General features: G+C 76.2%; 14 protein-coding genes. 10 read left to right on the forward strand and 4 right to left on the reverse strand.

Going from position 1 to position 13,016, the window contains the following annotated elements:
• The 3 genes from CS2_RS15635 to CS2_RS15645 all read left to right on the forward strand — a co-directional run.
• Positions 1-1,074 (forward strand): AAA family ATPase (locus CS2_RS15635; RefSeq protein ID WP_070320676.1); only part of this gene is annotated, 1,074 nt, incomplete at its 5' end.
• Between the two features lie 3 nt (positions 1,075-1,077).
• Complete coding sequence (locus tag CS2_RS15640; RefSeq protein ID WP_070320677.1) at positions 1,078-2,394, forward strand: DUF58 domain-containing protein; 1,317 nt, start codon at positions 1,078-1,080, stop codon at positions 2,392-2,394.
• A gap of 34 nt (positions 2,395-2,428) precedes the next feature.
• Positions 2,429-3,595, forward strand: a complete 1,167-nt coding sequence (locus CS2_RS15645) for a winged helix DNA-binding domain-containing protein (RefSeq protein WP_070320678.1) — start codon at positions 2,429-2,431, stop codon at positions 3,593-3,595.
• Between the two features lie 46 nt (positions 3,596-3,641).
• Here the strand turns inward: CS2_RS15645 and CS2_RS15650 are convergent, their stop codons facing one another.
• Positions 3,642-4,631 (reverse strand): stage II sporulation protein M, encoded by a 990-nt coding sequence (locus CS2_RS15650; protein WP_070320679.1) that lies wholly within the window; start codon positions 4,629-4,631, stop codon positions 3,642-3,644.
• A gap of 63 nt (positions 4,632-4,694) precedes the next feature.
• Here CS2_RS15650 and CS2_RS15655 point away from each other — a divergent pair, with 63 nt between their 5' ends.
• From CS2_RS15655 to CS2_RS15670, 4 genes are all read left to right on the forward strand, one after another.
• Positions 4,695-5,540, forward strand: coding sequence for an RDD family protein (locus CS2_RS15655; protein ID WP_233421220.1), 846 nt, complete (start codon positions 4,695-4,697; stop codon positions 5,538-5,540).
• Between the two features lie 430 nt (positions 5,541-5,970).
• On the forward strand, positions 5,971-7,266 hold the full coding sequence (locus tag CS2_RS15660) for a quaternary amine ABC transporter ATP-binding protein (RefSeq protein ID WP_156442167.1): 1,296 nt from the start codon (positions 5,971-5,973) through the stop codon (positions 7,264-7,266).
• Positions 7,263-8,132 (forward strand): ABC transporter permease, encoded by an 870-nt coding sequence (locus tag CS2_RS15665; RefSeq protein ID WP_070320681.1) that lies wholly within the window; start codon positions 7,263-7,265, stop codon positions 8,130-8,132. Before CS2_RS15660 ends, CS2_RS15665 begins: the two co-directional genes overlap by 4 nt.
• 74 nt (positions 8,133-8,206) lie before the next feature.
• On the forward strand, positions 8,207-9,148 hold the full coding sequence (locus CS2_RS15670; protein WP_070320682.1) for a glycine betaine ABC transporter substrate-binding protein: 942 nt from the start codon (positions 8,207-8,209) through the stop codon (positions 9,146-9,148).
• 74 nt (positions 9,149-9,222) lie between these two features.
• Here CS2_RS15670 and CS2_RS15675 read toward each other — a convergent pair whose 3' ends face one another.
• Positions 9,223-9,429 carry a Trm112 family protein gene (locus CS2_RS15675; protein WP_070320683.1) on the reverse strand — a complete coding sequence of 69 codons (207 nt, stop codon included), beginning with the start codon at positions 9,427-9,429 and terminating at the stop codon, positions 9,223-9,225.
• A gap of 97 nt (positions 9,430-9,526) precedes the next feature.
• Between CS2_RS15675 and galE the strand changes: the two genes are divergently transcribed.
• Positions 9,527-10,525: a UDP-glucose 4-epimerase GalE gene (gene galE, locus CS2_RS15680; RefSeq protein WP_070320686.1), complete on the forward strand. Its 999-nt coding sequence runs from the start codon at positions 9,527-9,529 to the stop codon at positions 10,523-10,525.
• 49 nt (positions 10,526-10,574) lie between these two features.
• Here the strand turns inward: galE and CS2_RS15685 are convergent, their stop codons facing one another.
• Both CS2_RS15685 and CS2_RS15690 read right to left on the reverse strand, forming a co-directional pair.
• The gene (locus CS2_RS15685) at positions 10,575-10,826 is read right to left on the reverse strand and encodes a hypothetical protein (protein ID WP_070320684.1); all 252 of its coding nucleotides are present in this window, start codon (positions 10,824-10,826) and stop codon (positions 10,575-10,577) included.
• Positions 10,823-11,212, reverse strand: a complete 390-nt coding sequence (locus CS2_RS15690; RefSeq protein WP_070320687.1) for a DUF3499 domain-containing protein — start codon at positions 11,210-11,212, stop codon at positions 10,823-10,825. Before CS2_RS15690 ends, CS2_RS15685 begins: the two co-directional genes overlap by 4 nt.
• 134 nt (positions 11,213-11,346) lie before the next feature.
• Here CS2_RS15690 and CS2_RS15695 point away from each other — a divergent pair, with 134 nt between their 5' ends.
• Positions 11,347-11,874, forward strand: coding sequence for a metallopeptidase family protein (locus CS2_RS15695; RefSeq protein ID WP_167748796.1), 528 nt, complete (start codon positions 11,347-11,349; stop codon positions 11,872-11,874).
• A 26-nt stretch (positions 11,875-11,900) separates the two neighbouring features.
• On the forward strand, positions 11,901-12,797 hold the full coding sequence (locus CS2_RS15700) for a glycosyltransferase family 2 protein (RefSeq protein WP_070320685.1): 897 nt from the start codon (positions 11,901-11,903) through the stop codon (positions 12,795-12,797).
• Positions 12,798-13,016: the final 219 nt, after the last annotated feature.

Genomic DNA, 13,016 nt, shown 5'->3' on the forward strand with positions numbered 1-13,016 from the left:
CCGCAGCCTCCCGCGGACGCCTCGCCGTACGCGCCGCCGACGGCCGCGCCGTCGCCCGCCCCGGCACCGGCCTCCCCGACCCCGCCGGCGCACGTCGCACCGCCCGCCCCTGCCGCGGCCCCCGGCGACGACCTGCGCACGGCGCTCGCGGCGGTGCGGACCGAGGTCGGCAAGGCGGTGGTCGGGCAGGACGCCGCCGTCACGGGCCTCATCATCGCGCTGCTGTGCCGCGGGCACGTGCTGCTCGAGGGCGTCCCGGGCGTCGCCAAGACGCTGCTGGTCCGCTCGCTGTCGGGTGCGCTGGAGCTCGGCACGACGCGCGTGCAGTTCACGCCCGACCTCATGCCGGGCGACGTCACGGGCTCGCTCGTGTACGACGCGCGGACGGCCGAGTTCTCGTTCCGCGAGGGCCCCGTCTTCACGAACCTGCTCCTCGCCGACGAGATCAACCGGACGCCCCCCAAGACGCAGGCGTCGCTGCTCGAGGCCATGGAGGAGCGTCAGGTCACGGTCGACGGCCAGCCGCGCCGGCTGCCCGACCCGTTCGTGGTCGTCGCGACGCAGAACCCGGTCGAGTACGAGGGCACCTACCCGCTGCCGGAGGCGCAGCTCGACCGGTTCCTGCTCAAGCTGCTGCTGCCGCTGCCCGAGCGCGCCGACGAGGTCGAGGTGCTGACGCGCCACGCCGCGGGCTTCGACCCGCGGGACCTGCGGGCCGCGGGCGTGCGCGCCGTCGCGGACGCCGACGCGCTCGCACGCGCCCGCGAGCAGGTCGCGCGCGTGCAGGTCGGGCCCGAGGTCGTCGGCTACGTCGTCGACCTGTGCCGCGCGACCCGCACGTCGCCGTCGCTGAGCCTCGGGGTGTCCCCGCGCGGCGCGACGGCCCTGCTCGCGACGTCGCGCGCGTGGGCGTGGCTCTCGGGCCGCTCCTACGTCACGCCCGACGACGTGCAGGCGCTCGCGCACCCCACGCTGCGGCACCGCGTGCAGCTGCGGCCCGAGGCGGAGATCGAGGGCGTCACCGCCGAGACCGTGCTCGACACGGTGCTCGCGTCCGTCCCGGTCCCCCGCTGACCCGTGGCGCTGACCTCCCGCGCGGTGCTGGTCGCGCTCGCCGGGCTCGTCCCGGTGGCGCTGCTGCCGGCACCGATCACGGTCGTCGCGTGGGCCGTCGTCGTGGCGGCCCTGTGCGCGGTCGACGTCACCCTCGCGGCGTCGCCGCGCGAGCTCGCCGTGTCCCGGCGGCTGCCGGCGTCGGTCCGGCTGACCGGCACCGCCGACTCGGTGCTGACGCTGCGCAACGTCGGGCGCCGCACGGCGCGCGTCCTGGTGCGCGACGCGTGGCCGCCGTCGACCCTGCCCGGCGGCGACGCCCCGACGGGTGCGCGCACGCCGCGGCACCGCGTCGACGTGCCCCCCGGCGAGGCCCGCCGCGTCACGACGACGCTGGTCCCCACGCGCCGCGGCGACGCCGAGGCCGGCAGCGTCACGGTGCGCACGGTCGGCCCCCTCGGCGTCGCGGGGCGGCAGGCCTCGCTCGACGTGCCCGGGCGGCTGCGTGTGCTGCCCGAGTTCGCGTCGCGGCGCCACCTGCCGTCCCGGCTGGCCCGGCTGCGCGAGCTCGACGGGCGGGCGGCCGTGCAGGTCCGCGGCGGCGGCACCGAGTTCGACTCGCTGCGCGAGTACGTCGACGGCGACGACGTGCGGTCCATCGACTGGCGCGCGACGGCCCGCCGCGACGAGGTCGTGGTGCGCACGTGGCGCCCCGAGCGCGACCGGCACGTGCTGCTGGTGGTCGACACGTCCCGCACGAGCGCGGCGCGCGTGCTCGACGGCACGCGCCTGGAGGCGTCGGTCGAGGCGGCGCTGCTGCTGGGCGTGCTCGCGGCGCACGCGGGCGACCGCGTCGAGCTCGTCGCGTACGACCGCCGGGTGCGTGCCCGTGTCGCGGACAGCCACGCGTCGCGCGTGCTGCCGGCGCTCGCGGACGCGCTCGCGGTGGTCGAGCCGGCGCTCGTGGAGACCGACTGGCCGGGTCTGGTCGGGCAGGTGCGCTCGCGGCTGAGCCGGCGCGCGCTCGTGGTGCTGCTGACGTCGCTCGACCCGGCGTCCGTCGAGCAGGGGCTGCTCGACGTGGTCGGGGGCCTGACGCGTCGGCACCAGGTGGTGCTGGCGGCGGTCGCGGACCCCGAGCTCGAGCAGCTGCGGGCGGCGCGCTCGACGGTCGACGAGGTGTTCGACGCCGCGGCGGCCGAGCGCACGGCGCTCGAGCGGGCGGCCGTCGGGGCGCGGCTGCGGCAGCGCGGCGTCGAGGTGGTCGAGGCGCTGCCGGACGACCTGGCGCCACGGCTCGCCGACACGTACCTCGCGCTCAAGGCCCAGGGACGGCTGTAGGCGGGACGTGGGTGGTCGCCGCTAGCGTCGTCCCGTGCTCGACGACCGCGGCCTCAACCGCGCGCTGCTCGCGCGCCAGCACCTGCTGACGCGCACGTCCGACGCGCTGCCCGACGTCGTGGCGCACCTGCTCGGCCTGCAGGCGCAGAACCCGTGGTCGCCGTTCCTCGGGTTGTGGAGCCGGGTCGAGGGGTTCACGACCGCCGCGCTGGACGCGGCGCTGCTGGACCGCACGGTGCTGCGGATCGCGTGCCAGCGCTCGACCGTGCACCTGGTGACCGCGCGGGACGCGCCGGTGCTCGCGGCCCTCGCGCTGCCGGTGATGGCGCGCGAGCTGCGTGCGAACGCACGCCGGCGCGCGTCGGCCGACGCGACGGACCTCGAGCGGCTGCGCGAGGTCGCGGCCGCGTACGTGCGGGCCGAGCCGCGCGTCACGACCGACCTGGGTGCGCACCTCGCCCGCTCGTGGCCGGACGCGCACCCGCAGGACCTGTCGGCGTTCGCCCGCGCGCTGCTGCCGCTCGTCCAGGTCACGCCGCGCGGCCTGTGGCGCCGCTCGGCGCCCACCACGTGGACGACGCTCGACGCGTGGGTGCCGGACGCGGTGGCCGCGGCGGGCGACCTGGCGGACGACGCCGTGCGCGGCCGCGCGCTCGAGGCGGTGGTGCTGCGCTACCTCGCCGCCTACGGCCCCGCGAGCGTCGCCGACGTGCAGGCGTGGTCGGGGCTCACGGGTCTGCGCCCGGTGGTCGACGCGCTGCGCGACCGGCTCGTGGTGGTGCCCGCGGCGCCGGTGCGGCCCGGCGGGCGCGTGCGCGAGCTGCTCGACCTGCCCGACGCGCCGCGTCCCGACCCCGACGTCCCGGCTCCCGTGCGGCTGCTGCCCGACTTCGACGACCTGTGGCTGTCGCACGCGCAGCGCACGCGCGTGATCGACGACGCGCACCGCACGCGTCTGCAGACCCCGAACGGGCGGATGCCGGCGGCGGTGCTGGTCGACGGGCGCGTGCGCGCGACGTGGGAGGTGGCGCGCACCGTCACGGGTGCGCGAGGTGCACGCCGCACGACCGCGACGCTCACGGTGCAGCCGCTCGAGCCGTTGACGCGCACCGAGCGGCGCGACGTGCTCGCGGAGGGCGAGCGGGCGGTCCGGCTGGTCGCGGACGACGCCGACGCGTGGGCCGTGCGGCTGACCGACTGACCGGCTGACGCGGGCTCGTCCGTGCCGGCGACGGCCGGTGAGGGGCTCAGCCCGCCGTGGCGACCGCGTAGCCCGCGCGGTCGGCGTCGAGGTCGCCCGTCTCCCCCGCCGCGACGGCGCGCCGGCCCAGCACGAGCACGTACGCCCAGAAGGCCGCGAGCGCGACGACGCCGACGCCGACCTTGAGCGGCCAGGGCAGCGCCGTGCCGGTGACGAACCCCTCGACCAGGCCGGACACCGCGAGGACGCCCACGAGCCCGAGCGCGACCGTGAACAGCGCACGTCCCTCCTGCGCGAGCGCGCGTCCGCGCGGGCGCGGGCCGGGGTCGACCCACGTCCAGAAGAGCCGCAGCCCCGCGGCGCCGGCCACGAAGATCGCGGTGAGCTCGAGGAGCCCGTGCGGCGCGATGAGCTGGAGGAACACGTCGAGCCGCCCGTGCGCGGCCATGAGCCCGCCCGCCGCACCCACGTTCACGGCGTTCGTCAGCAGCATGTACGCGGGCAGCAGGCCGGTGATGCCGGTGCCGACGCACACGGCCGCGATCCACGCGTTGTTGGTCCACACCATCGCCGCGAAGCCCGCGCCCGGCGCGTAGTACGCCTCGAAGGCCTCGTTGACGTAGGCCTCCTGCTCGGCCGCCGTGCCCATGAGCGCGAGCGCGTCGGGCGACGTCGCGACGAGCACGCCCGTCGCGACCGCGACCACGAGGAACGCGACGGTCACGCCGACGGTCCACCACCGCACCCGGTACAGCGCGGCGGGCAGCCGGACGGTCACGAACGCCGCGACCTCGCCGAAGGACGGCGCGTGGGTCCCCGCGAGGCGGCCCCGGGCGCGTGCGAGACCGTGCGACAGCCGGGTCACGGTCGCGGGGTCGGGCGCCGCCGAGCGCACGGCGGACAGGTCGGTCGCGGTCGCCTGGTACAGCGCGACGAGCTCGTCGGCCTCGGCGCCCGTGAGCGAGCGACGCCGCGTGAGCTCGTCGAGCCGCTGCCAGGTGGGCGTGCGGGCCCGGGTGTACGCGTCGAGGTCCACGCCCCCAGCCTGCCACCCGTGGCGTGCGCGCGGGGCCGACGTGCCGCCGGTTAGTCTGCGCGGGTGGCAGCCACCGCACGCGCGACGCACCTGGAGGACGGGGTCGTCATCGGCGAGGGCGTCGTGCTGGACACCCGGCCGGCGTCGGTCGCGTCACGCCTGCTCGCGGCGATCGTCGACCTCGTCGTGCTGTTCGTCGCCGGGATCGCCGCGATCCTCACGCTCGGGGGGCTGGACGTCCCGCTCGACGAGCACTCGGGACGCGTCCTCGGGATCGTCGCGGTCGCGGTCGTGACGCTCGTGCTGCCGACGACCGTCGAGACGCTCACGCGCGGGCGGTCGGTGGGCAAGCTGGTCGCGGGCGTGCGGATCGTGCGCGACGACGGCGGCCCGATCACGTTCCGGCAGGCGTTCGTGCGCGCGCTGACGGGCGTGGGCGAGCTGTGGCTGACCGCCGGCTCGGTCGCGCTGCTGTGCTCGCTGTTCCACCCGCGCGGCAAGCGGGTGGGTGACGTGCTCGCGGGGACGTACGGCTCGCGCGTGCGCTCGGCGCGGCCCGACACGGGGTCCGCGGTGATGCCGCCGCACCTGGCGGGCTGGGCGACGCACGCGGACGTCGCGCGCCTGCCCGACGGGCTCGCGCTCGCGGTGCGGCAGTTCGTCGCGCGTGCGCCGCGGCTGCACCCTGCGTCGCGGGCCGAGCTCGCCGTGCGGCTCGCGGGCGACCTGCAGCCGTTCGTCAGCCCGCCGCCGCCCGCGGGCACGCACCCCGAGGCGTTCCTGGCCGCGGTGCTCGCGGAGCGCGGCCGCCGGGAGGGTCTGGTCGAGCTCGAGCGCGTGCGCCGCGAGCAGGCGGAGGCGGTGCTGCTGCGACGGCTGCCGCACGGCGTCCCCGACCCCGAGGTGTGACCTGCACGGCACCGGGCGCGTGATCCCCGTCACGTCCTGAGGGTCGGACCGCCGACGCGCCCACCTCTCGGCGCGTGCGTTCGATCACGATTCGATAACGACGCCCAGCCTGCACGAGTCCCCTGGTCACATGCGGTTTTTGCCATCTCTTTGACGCATCCTGACCCCGGAGGACCCGGACATCCGACCAAGGGCACGTTTGCGGCATCCGAGCACGGCGGGCAGGGTGGATCGGTCCCGGTCCACCGGCCGGGACCGGCTCCCGAGGTGCGCCCTGTGGCGTCCTCGCTCCCGTCACCACGTGCCGGGACGGCTGTGCCCGCACGAGCGGGCCGGGAGCTGCCGTGGAGGGCCCGAGACCGCGGAGCGCCCAGCGCGCCCCGCGGACGCCGAGCGCGCAGCGCACGGCCCGGGCCCGTGGACGCACGAGGTGGATGTGACAGCACTACGCGCCGAGGGCGTGTTCAAGGTCTTCGGACGGCGCCCGAACGAGGCCGTCCGCCGGTTGCGCGAAGGCGCGACCCGCGAGGACGTCCGACCGTTCGGGACGGCCGCCGTGATCGACGCCGACCTCCGGGTGGAGTCGGGCGAGACGTTCGTCGTCATGGGCCTGTCCGGGTCCGGCAAGTCGACGCTCATCCGCATGCTCAACGGGCTGTGGCGGCCGACCGCCGGCAGCGTCATGATCGGCGACGACGACCTCGCGACGGTCGACGACCGGCGCCTGCGTGACCTGCGCCGCCGCCGCGTCAGCATGGTCTTCCAGCACTTCGCGCTGCTGCCGCACCGCACCGTGCTCGACAACGCCGCCTACCCGCTGGAGATCCAGGGCGTCGACCGCACCGAGCGCCGGCGCCGCGCCGGCGAGGCGCTCGAGCTCGTCGGGCTGTCGGGCTGGGGCGACTCGCTTCCCTCGCAGCTCTCGGGCGGCATGCGCCAGCGCGTCGGCCTGGCGCGCGCGCTCGCCGCCGACACCGACGTCCTGCTCATGGACGAGGCGTTCAGCGCGCTCGACCCGCTGATCCGCCGCGAGATGCAGGACCAGCTCCTCGACCTGCAGCAGAACCTCGGCAAGACGATCGTGTTCATCACGCACGACCTCAACGAGGCGATGTACCTGGGCGACCGGATCGCCGTCATGCGCGACGGCCGGATCGTGCAGACCGGAACGGCCGAGCAGATCCTGTCCGACCCCGCCAACGACTACGTCGCGCAGTTCGTCGCGGACGTCGACCGCACGCGCGTCCTCACGGCGTCGTCGGTCATGGTCGCGCCGCGCGCGGTCGTGCCGCACGCCGGCGGACCCCGCCAGGCGAGCCGCACGATGCGCGAGGCGCAGGTGTCGGCCGCGTACGTCGTGGACCGGCAGCGTCGGCTCACGGGCATCGTGCGTGACGAGGACGCGGTCGCGGCCGTCCGCGCGGGCCGCGAGACGATGGACGGGCTCGTGCACGAGGGCGTCGCCCCCGTGAGCCCGGACACCGCGCTCGCGGACGTCTTCGCGCCCGCCGCCGAGTCCGCGCTGCCCGTGCCCGTGACCGACGAGGCCGGCCGCCTCGTCGGCGTCGTGCCGCGCGTCACGCTGCTCGAGGCGATGGTCCCCCCGGAGACGACCGGGACCACGGACGACGACGCCCCGGTCGACGCACCCACCGACGCCGCGCCCGCCGCCGAGGTGCTCGACGCCGTCGACGCGCACGCCACGACCGCGGGAGGTGCCCGATGACCGACACGCTCGTGCCCCGCGTCCCCCTCGGCCAGTGGGTCGACGGCGGCGTCGCGTGGGTCACCGACACGTTCCGCCCGCTGTTCTCGTTCATCAAGGACGTGCTCGTCGGCATCTACGACATGCTCGACGTCGTCCTGTCCGGCCCGCCGTTCTGGGCCGTCGCGCTCGTGCTCGCAGGCCTCGCGTTCCTCGCCAAGGGCTGGCGCCTGGCCGTCGGCTCGCTCGTCGGCTTCGTCGTCATCGCGTCCGTCGGGCAGTGGGGCAACGCGATGGACACGCTCGCGCTCGTGATCCTCGCGTCGGCGATCGCGCTCGCGATCGCCCTGCCGCTGGGCATCTGGGCCGCGCGGAACGACCGCGTATCAGCCGTCGTGCGCCCCGTGCTCGACTTCATGCAGACCATGCCGGCGTTCGTCTACCTCATCCCGACGGTCGTCATCTTCCTCACCGGTCCCGTGCCGGGCATCGTCGCGACCGTCATCTTCGCGCTCGCCCCCGGCGTGCGGTTCACCGAGCTCGGCATCCGCCAGGTCGACCCCGAGGTCGTCGAGGCCGGGCACGCGTTCGGCTCGACGCCCGGGCGCATCCTGCGGCAGATCCAGCTGCCGCTCGCGCTGCCCACGATCATGGCGGGCGTCAACCAGGTCATCATGCTCGCGCTCTCGATGGTCGTCATCGCCGGCATGGTCGGCGCCGACGGCCTGGGCTCCGACGTCGTCGCAGCCCTGCAGCGCGTCAACGTCGCGCTGGGCTTCGAGGCCGGGCTGGCGGTCGTCATCCTGGCGATGTTCCTCGACCGCGTGACCGCCGCGCTCGGCACCCGGTCCCCCGTGTCCCGGGCCCTCGCCGCCGCGAAGGCCTGATCCGGCCCCCTCGCGGGGCTGCACGACCCCTCCCACCCCGGCGACGGCACCGTGCCGCCGCCACGAAAGGAAGCATGACTCCCGCACTCTCGCGCTCCACCGCCCGCCGCCGCACCGTGGCCGCAGCCGCCGCTGCCGTCCTCGGCCTCACGCTCGCCGCCTGCGCGTCGGACGCCGACGCCGGTGCCACCCCGGACGCGACCGGGGACGGCTCCGACGAGACCAAGGTCTCGATCGGCATCCCGTCCGGCTGGGACGAGGGCATCGCCGTGTCGCACCTGTGGCAGGCGGTCCTCGAGGACGAGGGCTACGACGTCTCGACGCAGACCGCCGACATCGGCATCCTGTTCACGGGTCTCGCGGGCGGCGACTTCGACCTGATGTTCGACGCCTGGCTGCCGCTGACGCACGAGTCGTACTTCAAGAAGTACGGCGACGACCTGACGGACCTCGGCGTCTGGTACGACGACGCCAAGCTGACGATCGCCGTCAACGAGGACTCCCCGGCCCAGACGCTCGAGGACCTCGCGACCATGGGCGACGCGTACGGCAACCGGCTCGTCGGCATCGAGGCGGGCGCCGGCCTCACGCAGGTGACCCAGGACGCCGTGATCCCGGAGTACGGCCTCGAGGGCCTCGACTACGTCACGTCGTCGACGCCCGCGATGCTGGCCGAGCTGAAGGGGGCGACCGATGCGGGCCAGAACGTCGCGGTGACGCTGTGGCGCCCGCACTGGGCGTACGACGCGTTCCCGATCCGCGACCTCGAGGACCCGAAGGGTGCGCTCGGCGAGGCCGAGCAGATCCACACCTTCGGCTCCGGCGACTTCGAGGAGCGCTACCCCACGCTCACCAAGCTCGTGGGCGCGTTCACGCTGACCGACGAGCAGCTGTTCTCGCTCGAGAACATGATGTTCAACTCCGACGAGCACGCCGACGAGAAGTCGGCGGTCGCCGCGTGGCTCGAGGCGAACCCGACGTTCGTCGACGACCTCAAGGAGAAGGCGGGCGTCTGACGCACCCGCGCACGACGGAGGCCGGCACCCTGCGGGGTGCCGGCCTGCGTCGTGCGTACGTCGTCCGTGCGCCGTCAGACGGGGCGTGCCTCGTCGACCAGCAGCACGGGGATGCCGTCGAGCACCGGGTACTCCACGGGCCGCTCCGGGTCCGTCGACCGCAGCACGGGCGAGCCGTCCGCCGCGACGGCGTCGACCAGCTCGGCGCCCGTCAGCGGGCACCGCAGCAGGGCGCGCGCCCAGGGCTCGAGATCGGTCGCGGTCGTTCGGTCTCCAGGCACGTGCGGTCTCCTCGGGTGGTCGGCGGCTCGATCGTAGCCCGGCCCGCCCGACCGACGGCGCGGCACCCGTCCCGGGCGCCCGGCTACAGTGGCACGCGTGTCTGTCGCGGTGGTCGGAGGGGCCGGGTACATCGGTGCCCACGTGGTCGACGTGCTGCGCGCCCGCGGTGAGCACGTGCTCGTGGTGGACGACCTCAGCACGGGTGACGCCGACCGCGTTCCCGGGCTGCCGCTGACGCGCATCGACGTCACCGACCCCACGCAGGTGGCCCCGCTCGCGACGGCCTTCCGGCAGCACGAGGTCGACGCCGTGGTCCACCTCGCGGCGCGCAAGCGCGTGGACGAGTCCGTCGCGCACCCCACGCGCTACCTGCGCGACAACGTCGCCGGTCTGGCCAACGTCCTCGACGCCGCGACGGCGGCGGACGCCAGGACCGTCGTGCTGTCCTCGACGGCCGCCGTCTACGGCACGCCGGACGCCGCGGGCGCCCCGGTGGACGAGAGCACGCCCCCGCGCCCCGAGAACCCGTACGGGACGTCCAAGCTCGCGTGCGAGTGGCTCCTCGAGGCGCACGCGCGGGCGCACGGCGTGGCGGCGACCAGCCTGCGCTACTTCAACGTGGCCGGCGCCGCCCGGCCCGTGCTCGCCGACCGCGGCACGTCCAACCTCGTCCCCATCGTGCTGGACCGCCTGCGCGCGGACCGCGCGGTCGAGGTGTTCGGCGGCGGTCTGACCACGCGCGACGGCACGCCCGTGCGCGACTACGTGCACGTGGTGGACGTCGCCGAGGCGCACGTGGTCGCGCTCGACGCGCTCCGCTCGGGCCGTGACGTGCCCGCGGTCGTCAACCTCGGCACGGGTGAGGGCTCGACGGTCCTGGAGGTCGTCCGGGCGGTCGCCCGCGTGCTCGGCGTCGAGCCGCGGGTGGACGTCGTGGCGCGCCGCGCCGGCGACCCGGTCAGCGTGGTCGCCGACGTGACGCTGGCAGGCACCGCGCTGGGCTGGCGCGCGCGCCTGCGCCTCGAGGACATCGCGGCCGACGCGGTCCGCTGCGACGCCGGCCTCACGCCGGAGCTCACCGACTCCTCGCGCTGACGTCGCGCGCGACCTCCGGCTCAGCAGCCTGGGCTCAGCGGCCTCGGGCTCAGCGGGGCGTGCCGTCGGGCCCCAGCGCCCTGCCGTCGCCACCCACCACGTACCAGGCGGTCGTCTCGCAGGCGGCGCACGCGGCGAAGACCGCGGGGCGACCGTCGGGCAGCGCGACGCGCACACGCGTGAGGTCGGTGTCGGCGCACCGGTGGCACGCGGGCGCCGTCGCCGAGTCGTCCACCACGGGCCGCACGACGGAGCCCAGCGGCTCGTCGGGCGGCGGCCGGCGGCCCCGGGGCGCGCTCACGCGCCGCCGTCGGTCGCGGCGCCGGGCACGATCCGCAGGTGCCCCCGGCGGCGGGCGGCGTCGACGCCGGCGGGTGCGGCCGGTGCGAGGTCCGGCACCGGGTCGGGTGCGCGCCGGCGCCCCGCCTCGCGCACCGCCTCGGCGAGCGCGACGAGGTCGTCGTGGCTCGGGGCCGCCGCCTGCAGGTCGGGCAGCAGCCGGACGACCTCCCACCCGCGGGGAGCCGTGAGCCGCTCGGCGTGCTCCACGCACAGGTCGTACGAGTGCGGCTCGGCGTGCTGCGCGAGCGGCCCGAGCACCGCGGTCGAGTCGGCGTAGACGTAGGTGAGCGTCGCGACCGCAGCGTGCGGGCACGCCGTGCGCGAGCACTGCCGGACGGATCTCACGTGCAGACCGTACCCCCCGGCACGCACCCGGTGCGGCGCGTCGGGGCCGCGTGTCGGGCGGCGCGCGACCCGGGTGCCGCTCCCCCCGGCCGGCCGTCGCCGCGTCGCACCGGGCCGCTGGCTAGAGTGGCGACGTGAGTCCGTCCGGCCCGCAGCGCCCCGCCCCGCCCGACGGCTCGCGGCCGCCCGCAGGGCGGCGCCACGGTGCCGGGACCGACGACCCCGCACCCCTCGGCCGCCCCGCGGTCGCCGTTCGGCGTCGGGACCGCCGCGGGCGCGGGCCCCGCGGTCCCGTGCTGCCGCTGGGCGTGCCCGCGTACCGCACGCGCGCGGAGCGCTTCGACGACCTCGTGCTCGACACCGTGGAGGACCTCGAGCGCCGCTGGGCGCGCGAGCTCGAGGGCGCCGAGTTCGCGGTCGAGGACGTACCGCCGTCCAACCCCGCGCCCTGGGAGCACGGCGGCGTCCCGCTGGGTCGGTACTTCCCCGCCGACGCCGGGCTGCCCCCGCGGATCGTGGTGTACCGCCGCCCCGTCGAGGCGCGCGCCAACGACGACCACGACCTCGCGGACCTCGTGCACGAGGTCGTGGTCGAGCAGGTCGCGGACCTGCTCGGTCGCAGCCCGCAGGACGTCGACCCCGGCTACGACGACGGGCACTGAGCTGCGCGCACTAAGGTGAGCGGACGATGAGCACGCCGCCCTCTCCCGGTCCCGCCCCGGCCCACCCCGCCGACGACGAGGCCCCTCGCGTCCGCGTGGTCTGCGTCGTCTACCACCCCGGCGAAGAGCTGGTCCGCTTCGTCCGCACGCTCGCGGGCGCGTCGACGCACCCCGTCGAGCTCGTCGTCGTCGACAACGGCACCGACCACACCGTCGCGCAGGCCGCCGCCGACGAGGCCGGCGGTCGGCTGCTGGTGCCGGGGCGCAACCTCGGCTACGGCGCAGCGGCGAACCGCGGTGCCGCGGGTGCGGGCGCACCGTGGCTGGTCGTCGCGAACTCCGACATCGAGTGGACCCCCGGGTCGCTGGACCGCCTCGTCGCCGCGGGCGACGAGCAGCCCAGTGCCGGGTCCCTGGGGCCGATGCTCCTCAACACCGACGGCACGATGTACCCGTCCGCCCGAGCGCTGCCGTCGCTGCGTCAGGGCGCGGGGCACGCGCTGTTCGGCCGCGTGTGGCCCGGCAACCCGTGGACCCGCGCGTACCACGCGCGCCAGGAGTCCGTGGGCGGCTACCTGCGCGAGGCCGGGTGGCTGTCGGGCGCCTGCCTGCTGCTGCGCCGCAGCGCGTTCGAGCAGGTCGGAGGGTTCGACGAGTCGTACTTCATGTTCTTCGAGGACGTCGACCTCGGCGAGCGTCTCGGGCGCGCCGGCTGGGAGAACCTGTACGTCCCCGACGTGCAGGTGACGCACGTCGGCGGCACCTCCTGGCGCGACCGGCCGGCACCGATGATCCGCGCGCACCACGCGAGCGCCCGTCAGTACCTCGAGCGCCGGTACGCGCACTGGTACCAGGCACCGGTCCGCCTGGCGCTGCGGATCGGCCTCGCGCTGCGCGAGCGGCTGCAGCTGCGCGCCCCCTGACGCGTCCCGCGCGTGCGGGGTGCGGGACGTCCCGCGCGCCGCGTCAGCCGCGCGCGGCGGCCGGGTCCTCCCGGACGGTGCGGTCCTTCGCCCGGCCGTTGACCGGCACGGGGTCGAGCACCGCCACCAGGTCGCCGTCGGCCTGCGCGACCGTCAGCGTGACGCCCCACGCGAGCGGCGTGCCGCCGTCCGGCTCGAGCTCCAGCGCGACCGCACCCG

The sequence above is a fragment of the Cellulomonas iranensis NBRC 101100 = JCM 18110 genome (assembly GCF_001552375.1).
Lineage (GTDB): Bacteria > Actinomycetota > Actinomycetes > Actinomycetales > Cellulomonadaceae > Cellulomonas > Cellulomonas iranensis.

Bases quoted from the DNA above. Each gene is read 5' to 3' on its own strand.
- CS2_RS15665 (WP_070320681.1), top strand. From the start codon at position 7,263: ATGACCGACACGCTCGTGCCCCGCGTCCCCCTCGGCCAGTGGGTCGAC.
- CS2_RS15670 (WP_070320682.1), top strand. From the start codon at position 8,207: ATGACTCCCGCACTCTCGCGCTCCACCGCCCGCCGCCGCACCGTGGCC.
- CS2_RS15700 (WP_070320685.1), top strand. From the start codon at position 11,901: ATGAGCACGCCGCCCTCTCCCGGTCCCGCCCCGGCCCACCCCGCCGAC.